Here is an 18,722-nt window from a genome sequence, read left to right as displayed (position 1 = left end):
AAAGTAATTGTAAGCTGCCGTGAGGCAGTTTCACATGGTTTTAATTAAAAGTATGAATTATTCAGGATTCTAAAGAAAAATAAAATATTCAAGCGAATCTTACAACTTTGTTAGCAAAGGAAAGATTCGCTTTTTTGCTGTAATATAGGGATTATTTAATCACTTAATAAAAATTATCAAAGTTTTTGTAACATAAGTGAAATTATTGCAATAATCAATAGAAAAATAATACAAGGTATGGAATAATAGATAAAAAGGATTTTGGAGGGTAAAAGATGAATTTTTGGCAACGTGGTTTAAAAAGTGTCACTAGAAGAAAAGGGCGTTCGTTGATTTTATTTTTAGTCATCTTCATTTTAGGAAACGTTATCGCGGGTTCCGTTGCGATTCAACAGTCAACAAAAAATGTTGAAGAAGAGACAAAAAAACAAATGGGAGCAGTAGCGACCATTGAAATGGACTATGAGAGAGTCGATAAAGAGCAACAAGCCAATCCCGAAGCGTTTGAAAATAACGATGAGTGGCATAGACAACCGTCATTAAAAGAGTTAGAAGCGATTGGTGAGTTACCCTATGTAAAATATTTTGAGTATTCCGTAGGTTCATGGATGGGCTTGAATAAAATTAAAGCATACACAGATGAAGAAATGGGTATGTCTTACGGTGGCGGAGCGAAATATAACTTAAATGTTCGTGGGGTCAATCGTAAAGAATTAGTTGATATCGAAGAGGGCTTAATTAAACTTGAAGACGGTAGTACGTTTAGCGATAAAGATATTGCTGAAGGAACCAATAACATTATTATTAGCAAAGAAGTCGCTGAACTAAACGGAGATTTAAAAGTGGGAGATCAAATAGTCTTTGACGTAACAGGTGAGTATTATCCAATGGAAGACGAAGGCACTGAAGGTTCAGATGATGGTGCAGCAACGATGGATTCTATGGGAGAAATGGCTGAACCCGAAGTTCGAACGTTTGATTTTCCTGCAAAAGTCATTGGAATTTTCTCTGTTATTAAAAAAGAGCAAAAAGAAATGACACCTGAAGAGCGCTCAAACGACAGCTGGATGGCAATGGAGCAAATCAATACAATCTATGCTCCGAATAAGTTATCACAAGAATTAAACCGTCAAATGAGTGAGAAAATCTGGGGTGTTAGTCCGGAAGATTTAGAATCAGAAGAAGAGAATTATCAAACAACTTATGCTTTAAAATCAACAGATGACATCGAAGCCTTTCGTGAAGAAGCGAATGCTTTAATTACGAATAAATATTATGAAATCATGGCAGCAAGTGATCAATACGATCAAGTCGCTGGTAGTATGAAGAAATTAGGTCAAATTTCTGGCTATGTGGTTATTATTGCGGTGGCCGCAACAATGATGATTATTTCTTTAATCGTTCTATTATTCTTACGTGATCGTAAGCATGAACTAGGTATTTATTTGTCACTAGGTGAAAATCGTGGGAAAATTATTGGTCAAATTTTGATTGAATTGTTATTGATTGGTTCACTTGCCCTTGTTTTATCATTAGTAACAGGTAATTTACTAGCTGGTGGCATTTCAAACTCACTTTTCCAAATGGACTGGTTTACGAATAACGGTCAAAATGGCATGATGTATTACGGTGGTGTCATTGGTCAAAATAACATTTCGCCAGAAGAAGTACAATCGGCTTATAAAGTTACTTTCTCAGCAGGTTACATTATTACTTATTTAGTAACAGGTTTGGGTACGATTTTACTATCCGCAGTTGTACCATTATTGTATATTTTACGCTTAAATCCGAAGAAAATTATGATGTAGGGGGGAACAAGGATGCCATTATTACAAACAAAAAATGTCGATTACTTTTATCAAGATGGGGATACGCGTCGTTATATCTTAAAAGACATTTCGGTTGGTTTTGAAAAAGGTCGATTGTATTCGATTTTGGGTCAATCAGGTTCTGGTAAAACAACATTTTTATCATTGATTAGTGCCCTTGATACACCTAAAGAAGGTGAAGTTTTACTAGAAGATGAAGATATTAAAAAAATGGGTTACGAAGCATTTCGTCGCAATAAAATTAGTATTATTTTCCAAAGTTACAACTTAATTCCTTATTTAACAGCAGTTGAAAATGTCCTTGTTCCAATGTCAGTTACTGATAATCAATTACCAGATAATCATTCAACAGTTGCCTATAACTTACTTGATTATATTGGAATCACAAAAGACAAAGCGAACCGTCTAGTCAATCAACTATCCGGGGGAGAGCAACAAAGGGTAGCGATTGCTCGTGCTTTAGCCACAAACGTTGATATTATTTTAGCTGATGAACCAACTGGAAACTTGGATGAAGAAATGGAACAAGAAATTGTTGATATCTTCAAAGAGTTGGCTCATACCCACAATAAATGTGTAATTATGGTTACCCACTCGAACGAAATTGCGCAACAAGCTGATGAAGTTTTAGTCCTTCGTAAAGGTGTGTTACGTCCATATGAATGATTTTTTATCAAATTTTACTAAAGACAATTACGACGGGAAAAAACACGAACCAAAAGATGACAAGGTTGATAACGCTGATAACGTTGCTGATGAGGTTGTCCCAGAACAACCAAGCGAAGCAGTTCCAGTGGAGTCGACGTTTGATCGTGTTAAAAAAGCAGTGACTCCTCCAACGTCTGAAGCTACTGAAACGCCGGAAATCGAACCGGTTTCAAAAGAAGTAGATTCAATACAAGAAGAGCCAGAGCCGATTCCAACTCGTCGTCAATCACGAGAACAGGCACCTGTCAGTCGTTTTGGAACAGAAGAAACAGAATTTGATCCAACTTATAAAAAGAAACAACAAAAAAAATATCTAATCATTGGACTTTTATCGGTTCTAGCCGTTGCAGTAATTGGCTTTACTTATTACCAATTAACCCATGTTAAAGTTCCTAATTTTAAAAATGAAGAAGTCGCAAATGTGCGTACTTGGGGCAATGACGAAGGGGTCAAAATCAACGTCAAACAAGAGTATGATTTCGAAACAGCAACCAACTCGGTTATTTCACAAAACGTAGCGGCTGACAAAAAGATTCGTAAAGGTAAAACTTTAGAAATCATTAGTAGTTTAGGTCCAGATCCAGAAGAAAAAATCACGTTACCTGATTTTGCTAAGATGGATAAAACCGCTGCGACAGATTGGATAACGGAAAACAAGGCTGAAAACGTAACACTGATTGAAAATTATGATGATAAATTGAAAAAAGGTGTGTTTATTAAACAAGAATTTGCCAATAAAGACTTGAAAGCAGAAGATTATGTACGTAAAGATCGCTTAATGCTTTATTATTCAAAAGGCAAAGAAGTTTTTGAAAAAAATATCGAGGTCCTAGAATTTAAGGGAAAACCTGTGGCTGAAGTTGAAGAGTGGGCGAAGAAAAATGAAGCAAAATTAAAAATCGTCAAAGACTTCTCGCAAACGATCGCTGAGGGGATTGTAATTTCTCAAGAAATAGCTAAAGGACAAAAGATTGCAAAAGATCAAGAATTTATCGTACACGTGTCAAAAGGTAAAGCGATTGAAGTACCGGATTACAGTCAGTATACGATGGAAGAAGCAACAGGGTTAGAAGCGAATATTCCTGTCGTTGTGAAAAGTCTGTATTCCGAAAGTGTCCCTTATGGACAATTTATTAGTCAATCAGTTGAAGCGGGTAAACAGTATAACGAAACCGATAATATTCCAACAGTGAAAGTTGTTTACTCTGCAGGACGACCTTATATTCGTGATTTACGCGGTTCCACCAGTGAAGGTGAACTAGCGAAACTGTTCTTTGATGAATATGAGTCAAAAGGTGCCAATATTTATTATGAAGTTTATTATTGTGACTCGGCTGCACCAAAAGGGCAAGTTGTTGAGATGAGTACTTATGGACAATTTATCTCAATTGGTTCAACCGTGTGGATTGGCATTAGTTTAGGCAATTTGACGGAATCAATTCCTGAGTCACCCACAGATGATCAATTGCCGCCAGACTCACAAGAAGAACAAACGATGGAAGAAGGCGCAGCTACGGTCGAAAATCAATAATTAAAAAGGTTATGGCTTGCATTTAGGCCGTAACCTTTTTATTATGAAATAAAGGGATGTAAAGGAGAAAAAACAATGGCCGATAAAATCGTTATATTTGGCGGTAGTGGTTTTCTGGGGCAAAGATTGGTTCGTTTAGCAGCTGAAAAAGGTTATCAAGTCGTTAGTGTTTCTCGTAAAGGTGCGCCTATTCCAGCTGAAAGTTGGCATACAAAAGTTGAGTGGGTTAAAGCAGATGTCTTTGTACTAAAGGAATGGCAAATGGTGTTAGAGGATGCCGAAGTCGTGGTCGATTGTATCGGCATTCTTCAACAAAAAAAAGTAGCAGGAATTACTTATGCAAAATTCAATGTGGAAGTGGCGCAAATATTAGCCTCAGAAGCCAAAGAGCAAAAAGTTCCGTTGTTCGTTTACATTTCAGCCAAGAGATTTATACCAATTATTCTTAAGCAATATTTCGAATCGAAGCAGCAAGCTGAAAAGCAAGTCCGTTGTTACTACCCTGAAGCACTGATTATTCGTCCCAGTCTCTTTATCGGAAAAGAACGCCAAGGCACACAATTACTTGACAGATTTATCAAATTGATACGAAAATTGCCTTTCTTTTCTAACTTCTTATCAGATTTTAAGCCTCAAACAGTTGAAACAGGGGCAAAGGATATTTTGGGGGAAATCACACAAAAACTCGTAAGTTTAGAAAATAGACAAACCTGATAAAAAGGGTTAAGCTTTCCTTTTTTATCCGGTTTGTCTATTTTTTATTGGCTTGGATTATTTTTAACGATAGAAGGTGAAATACCAAAATGTTTTTTAAAGGATTTACTAAAGTGGTAAGCATCTTCATAACCGACGGCCTTCGCAACTTCTTTAACGGTTAAATCTTGTTTTTCTAACATCTGATGGGCATTTTTCAAACGAATCTGGATTAAATAGTTAATCGGTGAAACACCGGTTAACTCTTTGAATATTTTCGATAAATAAGTTGGGCTGACATAGTAAAGTGTTGCTAATTGCTCAATGGAGATATCTTTTGCGTAATTGTTTTCCATATAAGTTGTAATCAGTTGAACAACTTGATTCATTCGGTCGCTTTGATTCGTGTGAGCTGTATCTTGAAACTGTTCTTCTTTTTCAAGACTACGTAAAAGTAAGATCATCATTTCCATGACTAAAGCGCGGCCAATAAAATGAAAATTCGTTTGTTGTTGATTAAATTCTTCAATTAATTGCCAAGCTTTATCAAAAACTTTAAGTTGGTTATCTTGAATCGAAAGAAGCGAGCTGCTATTAGGAAAGTGATTTTCTTCTAAACCATAGAGCTTGAAATTTTTGATGCCAATATGTAATTGGTGTGAGTAAGTATTAATTAGTTGCTTTTCAGCATGGTCGACACCCGGGTTAAACATTAAAACATCTCCACTGCGAACAGTTTTCCATTCGCCATCAATTAAATAAAGTGATTCGCCTTGTAAGATAATCGAGATTTCAAAAAAGTCATGATGGTGGATAGAATTTTCATTATCAGGCTGATTCCATAAATCAAATGCATATAAAAGTTCTGGATTAAAAAGTTCTAAACTCATTGTTTCTCCTTACTCATTCGCTCTTTTTCCGCATTCTATTGAATACTTCTTATTATACCTTTAAAAAAAACAATGTGTAGTGAAAAGATACAAAAATACATAGAAATTTCCATGGATTTTCGTAAGATATTCCATTCTATTTATATTGCTAACAGGTATGATAAGACATGTAAAAATAGAAAAGAGGGGAAACTTATGAATAATTTACAATGGCTTTGGCAATATTTAAAAAATTATAAAGTTCGTATGGTTATTGCACTTATTTTTGTCGTTGTCAATTCGCTATTAATTATTATTAATCCGATTATTACAGGAGAATTGGTGGATAAAGTAATTGATCAAAGCCAAATTGATTTACTGGTCCCATACTTATTAATTATGATAGGGGTCCAATTTTTGCGAACCGTTATTCGTTACACATATCAAATTATGTTTGAAAGAGTCAGTCAAAATGCGCTGTTCTCGATTCGACAAGACTTGTATATGAAATTACAAGAACTCGATTTTGATTTCTTTAACCATACACGTGTTGGGGATATTATGGCACGCATGACAGGAGATACGGACGCGATTCGTCACTTTGTTTCGTGGGTCTCTTATAATGCAATTGAATCGATTCTTTGGTTTATTACAGCGATTGTTATGATGGGGCTGATCAATTTACCGTTAATGTTAATGTTAGTGGTGATTACACCTCTGATTTATATTTTAACGATGAAAATGTCGCATGCCGCTCATCCAGTATTTTTTGAAATTCGTGAAAGTTTTTCTCGATTAAACTCAATGGTTGAAGAAAATATTGGTGGAAACCGAGTAGTTAAGGCTTTTGTACGTGAAGATTATGAAATCGAAAAATTTACTAGTTTTAACGAAGACTACAAAAAACGTAATATGGATTCTGCGAAAGTATCTGGTAAATTTCTACCATGGCTAGATTTACTCGCAGGAAGTTTGACACTGACAACCATTTTAGTGGGTGGAATTTTTGTTGTTCGTGGATCAATGACCCTAGGGGAGTTGATTATGTTTAATAGTTTCTTATGGATGTTAAACCAACCAATGCGTATGAGTGGTTGGTTAATCAACGATGTTCAACGTTTCTTTGCTTCTTGTGTGAAGATTCGTCAAATGCTCGGAACAAAAGCAAGTATTCTTGTTGAAAACAAAGGAGAGAGTACACAAATCAAAGGTTTTGTGGAATTTGAAAATGTTTCTTTTCACTTCTCAGATGATCCAAGTACAGACGTTTTAAGTAATGTTTCCTTTAAAATCGAACCAGGACAAACAATTGGTATTCTGGGTGAAACAGGTTCGGGTAAAACGACATTAGTGAACTTAGTGGCACGTTTTTATGACCCAACAAAAGGACGCGTTTTATTAGACGGACGTGATGCAAAAACTTACCCAGTACGTCAATTACGAGAAAATATTTCAATGGTTATGCAAGACGTCTTCTTGTTCTCAAATACAATTGAAGAAAATATTGCCTTTGGAGATCCGTATATGGAACCTGAATATATCCAACGTGTCGCAATGGTAGCCGATGCACATAGTTTTATTTCGACAATGCCCCAAGGATATGAAACGGTGGTGGGTGAACGAGGAGTCGGATTATCAGGTGGTCAAAAGCAAAGGATTTCTTTAGCACGTGCTTTAGCGAAAGATCCGAACATTTTGATTTTAGACGATACGACTTCAGCGGTAGATATGGAAACTGAATCAAAAATTCAAAAAGAATTAGCAGACTTGACTGGCGAAAAAACAACCTTTATTATTGCTCATCGCATTTCATCTGTGCGCGATGCGAATTTAATTTTAATGATGGAAAAAGGTCATGTGGTTGAACAAGGTAGTCATGAGGAATTAATCGCCAAAAAAGGCTTCTATTATGAAGTTTATCAAAAACAATTAGGTTTAACGAACGGGGAGGTGGGCTAAATGGCACGTAATCGTTTTGACCAAGATGAGGAATTAGTCCAGGAGTTTAACTGGTCCCAGTATAAACGCGTGGGTCAGTATGTCACTCCGTATAAAAAATCAATTTTTAAAGTTTTATTCGTGATTATTTTAGCGAATATCGCTAGCATGTATGGTCCGTACTATATGAAAATTGCGATTGATGAAGTGATTCCACAAAAAGATATCCGTTTATTAATCATCATCAGCGTGGTCTTTTTATTCTCACTTTTATTTATGGCATGGTGTATGCGATACCGAATTTTAGCGATTACAGAGATTGGACAAGATATTTTAAAAGATATGCGTTTTTCGATTTTTGAACATCTGCAACGTTTACCTTTCTCTTATTTTGATAACCGTCCACACGGTAAAATCTTAATTCGTGTCGTGAACTACATCAACACGTTGAGTGATTTACTAAGTAATGGTTTGATCAATTTAATCTCAGATATTTTTAGTGTCATTATTACATTAGCGTTCATGTTCTTTATTGACGTGAAATTAACACTTTATAGTTTAGTATTAATCCCTGTTTTGTTTGTAATGGTAATGTTTATTACAACGCGTCAAAGAAAGGCTTATCAACATTTAAGTAATAAACAATCAAACTTAAATGCTTATATTCATGAAAGTATTTCGGGTATTAAGATAACACAATCGTTTGCTCGTGAAGAGGAAAATTATAGAATTTTTAATGAAGTGAGCAATGAATATCGTGTCGCTTGGATGAAGGCTGTGAAGATTCAATTTCTATTATGGCCAGGCGTTCAAAATATCTCGGTATTAACAACAAGTTTGATTTACTTTGTAGGAATCCGTCAATTAGGTGTCGACGTTTCAACGGGTACCTTAATTGCCTTTATCGGTTATATTAATAATTTTTGGAATCCGGTAATTAATATCGGGAACTTCTATAACTCGTTAATTACCGCGTCAGCATATCTGGAGCGGATCTTTGAAACGATGGATGTTGTTCCAGAAATTCAAGATGCACCGAGTGCGCAAACCTTACCTACGATTAAAGGACAAGTTGATTTTGACAATGTCGTTTTCCGTTATGAAGAAGGCGGAAGAAACATTTTAGACGGTGCAACGTTTAGTATTACACCAGGACAATCAATTGCACTTGTGGGTCCAACTGGGGCAGGTAAAACAACCATTATTAACTTACTAAGTCGTTTCTATGATGTAAATGAGGGTAGCGTTAAAGTCGATGGTTATGATGTCCGCGATGTAACACTCAATTCGCTACGCTCACAAATGGGCGTTATGTTACAAGATACGTTTGTCTTTTCTGGCACAATTTTAGAAAATATTCGTTATGGAAAATTGGATGCCACAGAAGAAGAAATTATTGCGGCAGCTAAAATTGTGCGCGCACATGACTTCATTAAAGATCTAAAAGAGGGATACAATACAGTTGTTGAGGAACGTGGCAGTACGTTATCTGCGGGACAACGTCAATTGATTTCATTTGCCCGTGCATTGCTAGCAGATCCTAAAATTTTAATATTGGATGAAGCAACTTCAAGTATCGATACGAAAACTGAAGAGCTTTTACAAGAAGGGTTACAACAATTGCTAAAAGGTCGGACGTCATTTATTATTGCCCACCGACTATCGACGATTAAAAATAGCTCGCAAATTTTCTATGTTTCAGGCGGTAAAATCGCGGAAGCAGGTACTCATGACGAGTTGATGGAAGAAAAAGGATTATATCACCACTTATATCAATCACAGTACGATTTAATTCGTGCAGGATAGATTGCATAAACACTAAAACGAGATCCCCTCTTGTTTTAGTGTTTTTTCTTTTTTTATCCGCTATAATAATAGAGAACAAATACGAATAAAAGGAGTCGATTAAAGAGTGAATGAATTGATTGAGTTACAAAATGGTTCAGATATCCGAGGAATTGCGATTGAAACCGCTGAATATCCGGCTAATTTAACACCTGCAGCGATGAAAAAAATTGCATCCGGTTTGATTCATTGGTTAAAAAAACGCGTTGAACAGTCTGAAAATCGTCAATTAAAAATTGGTGTCGGGCGGGATAGTCGTTTAAGTGGAGAAACATTGAAAGAAGCGTTGGTTACGTCTTTAGTCGAACAAGGAGTCGATGTGATTGATTTTGGTTTAGCAACGACGCCTGCGATGTTTATGAGTACCCAGTTTTCTGAGTTTGCTTGTGATGCTGGGATTATGTTGACGGCTAGTCATTTGCCATTTTATTATAATGGGGTTAAAATTTTTAGCCAAACTGGTGGCGCAGAACACGAAGATATTGTTGAAATTACGACGAATATCGAGCCAGTAGTAGCAACGGAAAAAGGGCAAGTCATTAAGGCAGATTTAATTACACCGTATGCTGCTGATTTAGTAAATAAAATTCGTCAAGGGATTGAAGGACAGCCAGAGCAACCGCTCAAGGGATTGAAAATTATTGTCGATGCCGGTAATGGTGCGGGGGGCTTCTTTGCTGAAAAAGTACTACAACCATTAGGGGCAGATACGACAGGCTCGCAGTTTTTAGAACCAGATGGGGCATTTCCAAATCATATTCCAAACCCTGATAATAAAGAAGCGATGGCAAGCATCCAGCAAGCCGTCTTAAGAGAACAAGCCGATTTAGGTGTGATTTTTGATACCGATGTCGATCGTTCGGCAGTTGTCACAAAATCAGGTCAAGTATTAAATCGTAATAATTTAATTGCGGTTTTAAGTCGAATTGTTTTGAAAGAACATCCAGGAACAAGTATTGTCACGAATTCACCGACAACAGACCATTTGAAAGTTTTCATCGAGTCGCTTGGTGGCAAACAAGTCCGTTACATTTCTGGGTATCGGAATGTGATTAATAGAAGTATTGAGTTGAATGAGCAAGGAATTGATAGTCAATTGGCGATTGAAACAAGTGGGCATGCTGCGTTTAAAGAGAATTATTTTCTAGATGACGGTGCTTATGTGATTGCAAAAATATTGATGTTATTACCACAGCTAAAAGCTGAAGGACAAAATTTAGAAGACATGATAGCAGAATTGAAACAACCAGTAGAGACGCAAGAAGTCCGCTTTAAGTTAGAAACAAGTGACTACCGTGCATTAGGCGAGCAAGTCATTGCTGATTTAGCCACTATTCAAGTTCCAGGTTGGCATGTTGACCTAGAAAACGATGAGGGGATTCGTTTTAAATTAAGTGAAGACTATGGATCAGGGTGGTTCTTGTTGCGGATGAGTTTACATGAACCGTTACTTGTATTACAAGTGGAGAATGACCAGGAAAAAATGGTCCGTCCTGTTTTACAAAAAATCCATGAATTTTTAAATCAGTATCCAACAGTGAATCAGGCAAAAATAGTGCCATTAATTTAGAAAATGAGTGGGGAGGTGACGAAAGTTGCACCTCCCATTTGCTTTTACAAATGTTTTGAAATAGGTAAATTTATAGCAACTAGAGACAGCTGTTTTTGAACGGCCATTTTTTATTTAATAAAGTGAAAAAGTTTGCATACTTGCTCATTTTTGTTGAGTTCATGTGAAAAGTCGGTATAATAAGAAACGGAAATATTAGCTATAGGCTAATATTATTAATCGCTAGTTGTATCGATTTATTGAAACGAAAGATGAACGATTGCTTAAATAAAAAATAGGGGGCAATATATTGGATATTTTTAGAAAAAAATCAATCCGAGCAAGTAGTAAAAGTGAGCTAAGAAAAAATCTTAAGGTTAAAGACTTAATTTTACTTGGAATTGGTGCCGTTATTGGGACCGGGATTTTTGTCGTAACAGGAACAGCGGCTGCGGATTATGCAGGACCGGCAGCGACATTATCGTTTCTAGTTGCAGCAATTGTCGTGATTGCTAGCGGTTTTTCTTTTGCTGAGTTTGCTGCAAGAGTTCCAATCACTGGTGGACCGTATGGCTATTTGTCTGTCGTGTTTGGCGAATTAAGTGGTTGGATGGCCGGTTGGTTTTTAATCTGCGAATACTTACTAGCGGTGTCTTCGGTAGCTTCCGGTTGGTCCTCATATTTCCAAGGATTTTTAACGAGTATTGGTATTCATTTACCGAAAGCTTTAACTGCGGGCTATAATGCACAAAACGGTACATACGTCGATTTAGTTGCAGCGATTGTTGTTTTGTTGATTACGGTTTGGGTGACACAAGAAGCCAAAAAAGCCTTACGCTTAAATAACTTAATGGTTTGGGTAAAATTTGGAATTATCGCTTTATTCATTATTGTTGGCGTCTTTTTTGTTGATCCAGGGAATTGGACACCATATGTACCATTTGGTTCAGCAGGTGTTTTTGATGGGGCAGCGCTTGTGTTCTTTGCCTTTTTAGGTTTTGATGCGATTGCAATGGCCGCAGAAGAAGTTGAAAACCCTCAAAAAGATGTCCCTCGTGGCATTATTGCTTCCATTTTAATTGCTGCAACACTCTACATTATCGTAACGATTATTTTAACCGGGATGGTACCATATACAGAATTAGGTGTTGGTGATCCGGTAGCCTTTGCTATGCGCTATGTTCATTTAGATTCAGTGGGATCAATTTTATCGATTGGAGCGATTTTTACACTCTTAACAGTGACAATTTCAATGTTATATTCTCTGGTTCGTTTAATTTATGCAATTAGTAAAGATGGTTTATTACCAAAATTCTTAAGTAAGATTGATAAGAAACATCGGACACCAGTCAACGCGACTTATGTTACAGGTGCGATCGCCTTATTCTTTGCTGCCGCTTTTCCATTAAATTTATTAGCAGAATTAACGAATATTACGGCACTTGCTTGCTTAATCATGATGTCACTAGGTGTGATTCGTTTACGTAAAATGATGGGCGAGCCAAAACAAGGAGAATATCGGATGCCGTTTGTACCAATCTTACCTTTGTTTAGCGCAATTGCGTGCGCCTTTTTAATGACTCGCTTAACAGGTGCGACATGGATAGTTTTTGGTATTACTACTCTGATTGGATTAGGTATTTATTTTGGTTATGGTTATAAAAATAGCCATATGAATCAAGTCGATTAAAAAAAAAGGAGCCTAGGCTCCTTTTTTTAATGCGATAATTCTAACATTTTTTGTTTTAATGCTTCTTCCATCGTTTCGAGTTCAATTTCAGCCGCATGACGTTTTTCTTTACCTTCTTGTTGAATACGCAAAGTTTCTTGAATCGTTTCGATTAAGTCGTTTTGCGTTTTTTGAAGTGTTTCAATATCGACAATGCCACGTTCGTTTTCACGAGCCGTTTCGATTGCTGAAACTTTTAGCAATTCAGAATTTTTCTTCAATAGGTCGTTCGTTGTTTCAGAAACTTGGCGTTGCGCAGTTACCGCATCTTTTTGACGTAACAATGTTAAAGCAATCGCTACTTGGTTTTTCCATAATGGAATCGCCGTATGAATTGACGATTGGATTTTTTCAGCCAACGCTTGATTCGTATTTTGGATTAAACGAATTTGTGGTGCTTGTTGAATGGTAATTTGACGAGTTAAGCGTAAATCATGTGTCCGTTTGTCTAAACGATCTAAAAATTGTGAGTAATCATTGGCAATTTGGACATCCATTTGGTCACCAGTTTCTTCGGCTTTTTTCATAGCTGCAGGAATAATGCTTGTTTGCAATTCTTCCATTTTCAATTCACCCGCTGCGATGTAGATGTTTAATGCGTCGAAATAGTCTTTATTTTTTTGATATAATTGTTCAAGCATTAAGTTGTCTTTTAAGAGACCTTCTTTTTCTTTATCTAATTTGACAGCTACTTTATCGATTTGTGCGCCAATTTTTTGGTATTTTGCTGTGATTTCAAAAATTGATTGTTTCACTTTACCAAACATGCGTTTAAAGACATTGCCTTCGCCTGCACGTAAATCATCAGGATTGGCTTCTTTTAAACGGAACATTAATTCGGTCAATGAATCACCAACTGGACCGACATCATTCGCTTGTACATGATTTAGCATTGATTGTGAGAATTCACTTAATTTTCCTTGAGCAGCAGAGCCATAAGTAATCACGGCTTGTTGGTCAGTTGCATCAATTTTAGCAGCAAGTTCTTGGGCTTGTTGTTGGCGTTCAACAGGTAAGCGGTCGACAAGACGTGTAGCCGTTGTTTGATGTTGCAATTCATTTAGTTCTCTTTGCTGACTGACTGTTAAATCCTCCGTTGAAGTTGAGAAAGGATTTGCTAGTAAATCTTCTAAAGTATCGTTAACAGGTTTTGATTGGTTTGATTCGTTCATAATCATACTCCTCCTTGAGCGGATCTCATTTTTAGGAAATAAAAAAGAGCTGGAAATGAATCCAGCTCATCAAAAAATTATTTGTTTGATTCTGTCTGGCTATAGTTATTATCTCTTTTTAAGCTTTGTTTTGCAATTGATAACTCAACATCGAGATCATCTAAATCATCCGCGACAAATCGTTGATAATCAGAAGTAATTAAAGCCGCAAGTTGATCGATAATTTGAATGCTTTCTTCCATTTTGTCATAAGTTTTACGACTTTTTACTTCATGGTTGTTAATTTCGATGTACTTGTCAGTTAAATCAACTAAGTTTGGTAAATGGGTATAAAGAAAATGACTAGCTTCATGTAAACGAGTCGGTTCTTTTACAAGCTCTTTAAAAAGGGCTTTGGCCGCACGCAAGGTATCATGACGTAAGTCAATTGCTTTTAAACGCGCGTTGTTTTGAATATTTTTTTGTAATTGATTAATTTGTTGCTTCGTTTGATTTAACGTTTCACGGAAAATATCAATTTCTCGTGGCGTCATCCCATTGGCCAAGTAGGCTTCTTCTCTTTTCTTGGTTAAAGAAGGTAGCGTTTCTTGTGGTTTTGCGTTGCCTTTCGTACGAAGTCCAAAGAATAAAAGAACTGCCCCTAAGACAAAAAGAACAAAGCCAATTCCGCCGCCATCACCTACCATTATTGAGATGAATATAAGTGCTAAAATACTCCCAATAATCAAACGAGATTTATTTTTTTTATTTTTCATTGATACTGCCTCCTAAGATTACTCTATAAAAAAATTTGAAAAATCATCGGTTGTTCCTACAGTTATTATTTTAGCATGTAACCTTCGATAAAAGTATACGACTTGAGATGGATTTTACCAATTTTAGGAATTTTATAAACAATTGTGTGTTAAAATATGAGAAACAAAAGCGATTATTAAAGGAGAGTCATTTTAAATGCTTCAATATGAAGATTTTGAAGAAAAAACAATTAAGCGCCAAGAGATTTTTAAAGGCAAGATTATTGATGTTTATTTGGATGATGTCAAATTACCAGATGGCAATGTGGCTAAAAGGGAGTTGGTTTTCCATCCAGGTGGTGTCGGTGTACTAGCGATTACACCCGAAGATAAGATTGTCTTAGTTAAGCAATTTCGCAAACCGTTAGAACAAGTTTTACTTGAAATTCCAGCCGGTAAAATTGAAACTGGCGAAGGTCGAACACCACTTGAAACCGGCGCTCGTGAATTGGAAGAAGAAACAGGCTATCGTGCAGAAAGTTATGAGCATGTAACATCAATGTATTTATCGCCAGGGTTTGCTAATGAGAAGCTTCATATTTATCATGCAAAGAATCTTTTTAAGGTTGAAAATCCATTACCCAAAGATGACGATGAAGTTTTAGAAATTTATGAACTCGATTTTACAGAAGCAAATGAAAAGTTACGTTCAGGTGAAATTTGTGATGCCAAGACGATTGTTGCGATGCAGCATTGGGCGTTATTAAGAGAGCAAGGAAGGAAATAACATGTCAAAAGAACCAATGGTGACCCGTTCCGAACTTAGAAAACGACGGGAAGAACTTGAAGCCAATCAAGCGAGAATTGAAAGACAAGCTAAAAAAGCCTACCAAAAAGAAGAAAAAAATATTGATAATATTTATCGAAAAAAACGTAAAGAACAAGTCGTAATTGAAAAAACACGGACGGGTGAAAAAGAAAAATCTCGTCAAATGAGTAATTTTTTGATGAAATGGATTGTGATTGTTTCAATTTTAATCGTGATCGTGATGTTGATTACTTTCTTTTTATAATATAGAACAAATTGAGGAGTTAAAGAAATGAAAATTGGTGTAATTGGTGCAATGGCACAAGAAGTTGCTCTTTTAAAAGAACAATTAGAAGGAATGATGACATGGAAGAAATCAGGTGCGACATTTTATAGTGGGAAAATTAATGGACACGAGATCATTGTTGTCCAGTCAGGAATCGGCAAAGTTTTATCGTCAATTACGACTAGCCTCTTGATTCAGCAATACGATGTTGACTTGGTTATCAATACAGGTTCAGCTGGTGGAATTGGTCAAGGTTTAGCTGTCGGCGACATTGTGATTGCAGATAAATTAGCTTACCATGACGTCGATGCAACGGTGTTTGGTTATCAATATGGTCAAGTTCCAGGTGGGATGCCACTTTATTATGAAGCGGACCCCGTTTTTGCTAAAGTGATGAGGCAAGCGGCAGAAGAAACCAATCAAGTTGTAAAATCAGGCTTAATTGTAACAGGTGATAGCTTCATTGCCGATCCGATTCGTTTAAAAGAAATTTTAAACAACTTCCCAGACGCTTTAGCTTGTGAGATGGAAGGCGCGGCAATCGCTCAAACCGCTTATCAATTTGAAGTACCGTGTTTAGTTGTCCGTGCAATGAGTGACACAGCCAATCATGATGCAACAGTTAGTTTTGATGAATTTATTGAATTAGCAGGAAAACGTTCTGCAGAAATGGTTTTACGATTTATTAATTTATGTGAATAGGGGTGGGCGTATGAAAGCTTTATTATCGATTGATTACACGTATGATTTTGTAGCAACAGATGGTGCGTTAACAACAGGTGCTCCAGGTCAAGCAATTGAAAAGGCCCTAGTCGGTGTCACAAAAGACTTTATCGCAAATGGGGATTATGTTGTTTTTGCGATTGATCGACACGATGCAGAAGATGCTTTTCATCCAGAAAACAAATTGTTTCCACCGCATAATTTAGCTGGAACAAAAGGGCGAGAATTGTATGGAGAATTGGCGACGGTTTATCAAAAGAATCAAACAGAAAAAAATGTTTATTGGATTGATAAACGCCATTATTCAGCTTTTAGCGGAACGGATTTAGATATTCGTTTGCGTGAACGAAAAATTACTGATTTGTATTTGACTGGCGTTTGTACCGATATTTGTGTCTTACATACGGCAATTGATGCGTATAATTTAGGCTATCGAATTTTTGTTGTTGAAGATGCAGTTCAAAGTTTTGATCCAATCGGTCATGAATGGGCATTGAAACATTTCCAAGTGACACTCGGCGGGGAACTCGTTTCGTTTGGTAAAGGAGAATAAGATGGAGAAGAATGTTTGGCATGGCATCGATAGCGAAAGATTTAAACGTTATCGTCACTGGAAAACACCCAAAGGTTATCTTTGTGGCACGTATGCAGCGAGTGTTTTAGTTGCTTATTATCAAGATTATCTTGATGAAACGATGGTTCCGACATTTATTCGACGTAAAAATTCAAGAGATGTGCAAACACTGGCGTCTGTTTTACAAATTTTTGTTCAGTATCATGGTTTACCAACAATTTCTTGGCAAGTTGCGCATGGTCTTTCTCGTTTTTTTTCCTACTACGATTACCCAATTAGTGGTCGTGCAACGTATCTTGGTGGCTGGCAACGGGCGGTTAAAAGAATCGATCAAGGCAAGCCAGTAATTATTGGCGTCAATCGTTTTTTTGGTAGTACGTATGGTAATCATTGGGTGGTCGCCTATGCTTACCTAGAAGACGAACAAGGAAACCGCTTTTTTAAGGTTCACGATAACTGGGGCAACCATGAAGCGAACATTCCAGTAAATTGGGTCAATGGAACGGTCTCTTTACCTTGAAACTTAGAGGGATTTAATGCTAGAATAAAGATGATATGTACGAAAAGAATAGACAAGCGGAGGGAATTATGAGTAATACATACGATGATGAGACAGTCAAAATTTTTAGTTTAAATGGTAATCTACCGTTGGCAGAAAAAATTGCAAATGCTTTTGGTAAAAAGTTAGGGAAATCGGTCGTAAAAACCTTTGCAGATGGTGAAATATCTATCAATATCGAAGAAAGTGTTCGTGGGGTTCACACATATATTATTCAAGCGACAAATGAACCAGTAAATAATTCTTATATGGAATTATTGATTATGATTGATGCAATGAATCGTGCAAGTGCAAAAACAGTTAACGTGGTGCTTCCTTATTATGCGTACGCTCGCCAAGATCGTACAGCAAGACCACATGAACCAATCAGCGCCAAATTAATTGCTAATATGCTAGTTAAAGCTGGTGCAACAAGAGTGTTGACACTTGATTTACATACGGTACAAGTTCAAGGGTTCTTTGATATTCCAGTTGATAATTTATTTACCATGCCGTTATTTGCGCATTATTATAAAGAAAAAGGCTTAGAAGGCGACGAGTGTGTGGTTGTTTCTCCTAAGAATAGTGGTGTGCAACGTACACGGAGTTTAGCAGAATATTTAAATGCAACTTTAGCTATCGTAGACCAAGACGAGTCTTTAGAAAAAGGTTATGTCATTGGTGAAGTAAAAGGTAAAACATGTATCTTAGTCGATGACATGCTAAATACAGGGAAAACTTTCTCAACAGCTTCTCGCTTACTGATGGAAGCTGGCGCGAAAGAAGTCTACGCTTGTGCATCACATGGATTACTATCGCCACCAGCTAAAGAAGTGTTAGAAGCAGCGCAAATTGTTGATATTTGTGTAACCGATTCTTGTTTAACCGATGAATCTCGTCATCCAAAAAACTTAACATATATTTCTTGCTCATCACTAATCGGGGAAGCCATGAAACGCATTCACGAAAATACCCCAATGAGCCCACTCTTCAAACTAGAAGAAAAAAGTTATTTATAAAAGAGGTTATTTTTTGAGCGTTAAGCTGTGAGAGATAACGTATCGTACGAAAAAATCGTTTTGTGATTTTATTCGGACGAAGAGTTATCTCCGAACAGTTGCTCAAAAAATACCGTTTAACAAAGAGGTTGTAAATAAAGCGTCTAATGACGAGTAATAAGCAAAGAATCGTTTGAA

General features: G+C 36.6%; 17 protein-coding genes. 14 read left to right on the top strand and 3 right to left on the bottom strand.

From position 1 onward, the window contains the following. Positions 1-275: 275 nt before the first annotated feature. The 4 genes from ACFO3L_RS05115 (at position 276) to ACFO3L_RS05100 (ending at position 4,782) form a co-directional block, all read left to right on the top strand. The gene (locus tag ACFO3L_RS05115; RefSeq protein ID WP_379964506.1) at positions 276-1,808 is read left to right on the top strand and encodes an ABC transporter permease; all 1,533 of its coding nucleotides are present in this window, start codon (positions 276-278) and stop codon (positions 1,806-1,808) included. Between the two features lie 12 nt (positions 1,809-1,820). Next, positions 1,821-2,495, top strand: coding sequence for an ABC transporter ATP-binding protein (locus tag ACFO3L_RS05110; RefSeq protein ID WP_379964504.1), 675 nt, complete (start codon positions 1,821-1,823; stop codon positions 2,493-2,495). Next, on the top strand, positions 2,488-4,068 hold the full coding sequence (locus ACFO3L_RS05105; RefSeq protein ID WP_379964502.1) for a PASTA domain-containing protein: 1,581 nt from the start codon (positions 2,488-2,490) through the stop codon (positions 4,066-4,068). The genes ACFO3L_RS05110 and ACFO3L_RS05105 overlap by 8 nt, the downstream gene beginning before the upstream one ends. A 75-nt stretch (positions 4,069-4,143) precedes the next feature. Further along, on the top strand, positions 4,144-4,782 hold the full coding sequence (locus ACFO3L_RS05100; protein WP_379964500.1) for an NAD-dependent epimerase/dehydratase family protein: 639 nt from the start codon (positions 4,144-4,146) through the stop codon (positions 4,780-4,782). 44 nt (positions 4,783-4,826) lie between these two features. On the opposite strand, the gene ACFO3L_RS05095 is transcribed toward ACFO3L_RS05100, so the two are convergent. After that, positions 4,827-5,651, bottom strand: coding sequence for a helix-turn-helix transcriptional regulator (locus tag ACFO3L_RS05095; RefSeq protein ID WP_379964498.1), 825 nt, complete (start codon positions 5,649-5,651; stop codon positions 4,827-4,829). A 195-nt stretch (positions 5,652-5,846) separates the two neighbouring features. Between ACFO3L_RS05095 and ACFO3L_RS05090 the strand changes: the two genes are divergently transcribed. From ACFO3L_RS05090 to ACFO3L_RS05075, 4 genes are all read left to right on the top strand, one after another. Beyond that, positions 5,847-7,589, top strand: a complete 1,743-nt coding sequence (locus ACFO3L_RS05090; protein ID WP_379964496.1) for an ABC transporter ATP-binding protein — start codon at positions 5,847-5,849, stop codon at positions 7,587-7,589. After that, on the top strand, positions 7,590-9,374 hold the full coding sequence (locus tag ACFO3L_RS05085) for an ABC transporter ATP-binding protein (RefSeq protein ID WP_379964494.1): 1,785 nt from the start codon (positions 7,590-7,592) through the stop codon (positions 9,372-9,374). Between the two features lie 106 nt (positions 9,375-9,480). Then, positions 9,481-10,983, top strand: coding sequence for a phosphohexomutase domain-containing protein (locus ACFO3L_RS05080; protein WP_379964492.1), 1,503 nt, complete (start codon positions 9,481-9,483; stop codon positions 10,981-10,983). 289 nt (positions 10,984-11,272) lie between these two features. Further along, positions 11,273-12,652 carry an amino acid permease gene (locus ACFO3L_RS05075; RefSeq protein ID WP_379964490.1) on the top strand — a complete coding sequence of 460 codons (1,380 nt, stop codon included), beginning with the start codon at positions 11,273-11,275 and terminating at the stop codon, positions 12,650-12,652. Between the two features lie 26 nt (positions 12,653-12,678). Here the strand turns inward: ACFO3L_RS05075 and ACFO3L_RS05070 are convergent, their stop codons facing one another. Then, positions 12,679-13,863 carry a toxic anion resistance protein gene (locus ACFO3L_RS05070; protein WP_379964488.1) on the bottom strand — a complete coding sequence of 395 codons (1,185 nt, stop codon included), beginning with the start codon at positions 13,861-13,863 and terminating at the stop codon, positions 12,679-12,681. Positions 13,864-13,940: 77 nt separating this feature from the next. Next, entirely contained in the window at positions 13,941-14,618 is a 678-nt protein-coding gene (locus ACFO3L_RS05065) for a 5-bromo-4-chloroindolyl phosphate hydrolysis family protein (protein ID WP_379964486.1), read from the bottom strand. A 196-nt stretch (positions 14,619-14,814) separates the two neighbouring features. Between ACFO3L_RS05065 and ACFO3L_RS05060 the strand changes: the two genes are divergently transcribed. The 6 genes from ACFO3L_RS05060 to ACFO3L_RS05035 all read left to right on the top strand — a co-directional run bounded on the left by ACFO3L_RS05060 (position 14,815) and on the right by ACFO3L_RS05035 (position 18,545). Next, the gene (locus tag ACFO3L_RS05060) at positions 14,815-15,384 is read left to right on the top strand and encodes an NUDIX domain-containing protein (protein ID WP_379964484.1); all 570 of its coding nucleotides are present in this window, start codon (positions 14,815-14,817) and stop codon (positions 15,382-15,384) included. Position 15,385: 1 nt separating this feature from the next. Then, a complete protein-coding gene (gene macP / locus ACFO3L_RS05055; RefSeq protein WP_379964482.1) occupies positions 15,386-15,670 on the top strand; it encodes a cell wall synthase accessory phosphoprotein MacP in 285 nt (94 codons plus the stop codon). 27 nt (positions 15,671-15,697) lie between these two features. Further along, positions 15,698-16,393 (top strand): 5'-methylthioadenosine/adenosylhomocysteine nucleosidase, encoded by a 696-nt coding sequence (locus ACFO3L_RS05050; RefSeq protein ID WP_379964480.1) that lies wholly within the window; start codon positions 15,698-15,700, stop codon positions 16,391-16,393. Between the two features lie 10 nt (positions 16,394-16,403). Next, a complete protein-coding gene (locus ACFO3L_RS05045) occupies positions 16,404-16,967 on the top strand; it encodes a cysteine hydrolase family protein (protein ID WP_379964478.1) in 564 nt (187 codons plus the stop codon). A 1-nt stretch (position 16,968) separates the two neighbouring features. After that, positions 16,969-17,508, top strand: coding sequence for a C39 family peptidase (locus ACFO3L_RS05040; protein WP_379964476.1), 540 nt, complete (start codon positions 16,969-16,971; stop codon positions 17,506-17,508). 68 nt (positions 17,509-17,576) lie between these two features. Then, complete coding sequence (locus ACFO3L_RS05035) at positions 17,577-18,545, top strand: ribose-phosphate diphosphokinase (RefSeq protein ID WP_379964474.1); 969 nt, start codon at positions 17,577-17,579, stop codon at positions 18,543-18,545. Positions 18,546-18,722: the final 177 nt, after the last annotated feature.

This window comes from Enterococcus eurekensis, from assembly GCF_042654605.1.
Taxonomy (GTDB): Bacteria; Bacillota; Bacilli; order Lactobacillales; family Enterococcaceae; genus Enterococcus_I; species Enterococcus_I eurekensis.
The sequence above is the reverse complement of the archived record's forward strand: the minus strand, read 5'-3'. Positions and strand labels throughout refer to the sequence as shown.

Excerpts from the sequence above, each read along its gene's own strand:
- ACFO3L_RS05115 (WP_379964506.1), top strand. The coding sequence starts at position 276 with ATGAATTTTTGGCAACGTGGTTTAAAAAGTGTCACTAGAAGAAAAGGG.
- ACFO3L_RS05110 (WP_379964504.1), top strand. The coding sequence starts at position 1,821 with ATGCCATTATTACAAACAAAAAATGTCGATTACTTTTATCAAGATGGG.
- ACFO3L_RS05105 (WP_379964502.1), top strand. The coding sequence starts at position 2,488 with ATGAATGATTTTTTATCAAATTTTACTAAAGACAATTACGACGGGAAA.
- ACFO3L_RS05100 (WP_379964500.1), top strand. The coding sequence starts at position 4,144 with ATGGCCGATAAAATCGTTATATTTGGCGGTAGTGGTTTTCTGGGGCAA.
- ACFO3L_RS05095 (WP_379964498.1), bottom strand. The coding sequence starts at position 5,651 with ATGAGTTTAGAACTTTTTAATCCAGAACTTTTATATGCATTTGATTTA.
- ACFO3L_RS05090 (WP_379964496.1), top strand. The coding sequence starts at position 5,847 with ATGAATAATTTACAATGGCTTTGGCAATATTTAAAAAATTATAAAGTT.
- ACFO3L_RS05085 (WP_379964494.1), top strand. The coding sequence starts at position 7,590 with ATGGCACGTAATCGTTTTGACCAAGATGAGGAATTAGTCCAGGAGTTT.
- ACFO3L_RS05070 (WP_379964488.1), bottom strand. The coding sequence starts at position 13,863 with ATGAACGAATCAAACCAATCAAAACCTGTTAACGATACTTTAGAAGAT.
- ACFO3L_RS05065 (WP_379964486.1), bottom strand. The coding sequence starts at position 14,618 with ATGAAAAATAAAAAAAATAAATCTCGTTTGATTATTGGGAGTATTTTA.
- ACFO3L_RS05060 (WP_379964484.1), top strand. The coding sequence starts at position 14,815 with ATGCTTCAATATGAAGATTTTGAAGAAAAAACAATTAAGCGCCAAGAG.
- macP (WP_379964482.1), top strand. The coding sequence starts at position 15,386 with ATGTCAAAAGAACCAATGGTGACCCGTTCCGAACTTAGAAAACGACGG.
- ACFO3L_RS05050 (WP_379964480.1), top strand. The coding sequence starts at position 15,698 with ATGAAAATTGGTGTAATTGGTGCAATGGCACAAGAAGTTGCTCTTTTA.
- ACFO3L_RS05045 (WP_379964478.1), top strand. The coding sequence starts at position 16,404 with ATGAAAGCTTTATTATCGATTGATTACACGTATGATTTTGTAGCAACA.
- ACFO3L_RS05040 (WP_379964476.1), top strand. The coding sequence starts at position 16,969 with ATGGAGAAGAATGTTTGGCATGGCATCGATAGCGAAAGATTTAAACGT.
- ACFO3L_RS05035 (WP_379964474.1), top strand. The coding sequence starts at position 17,577 with ATGAGTAATACATACGATGATGAGACAGTCAAAATTTTTAGTTTAAAT.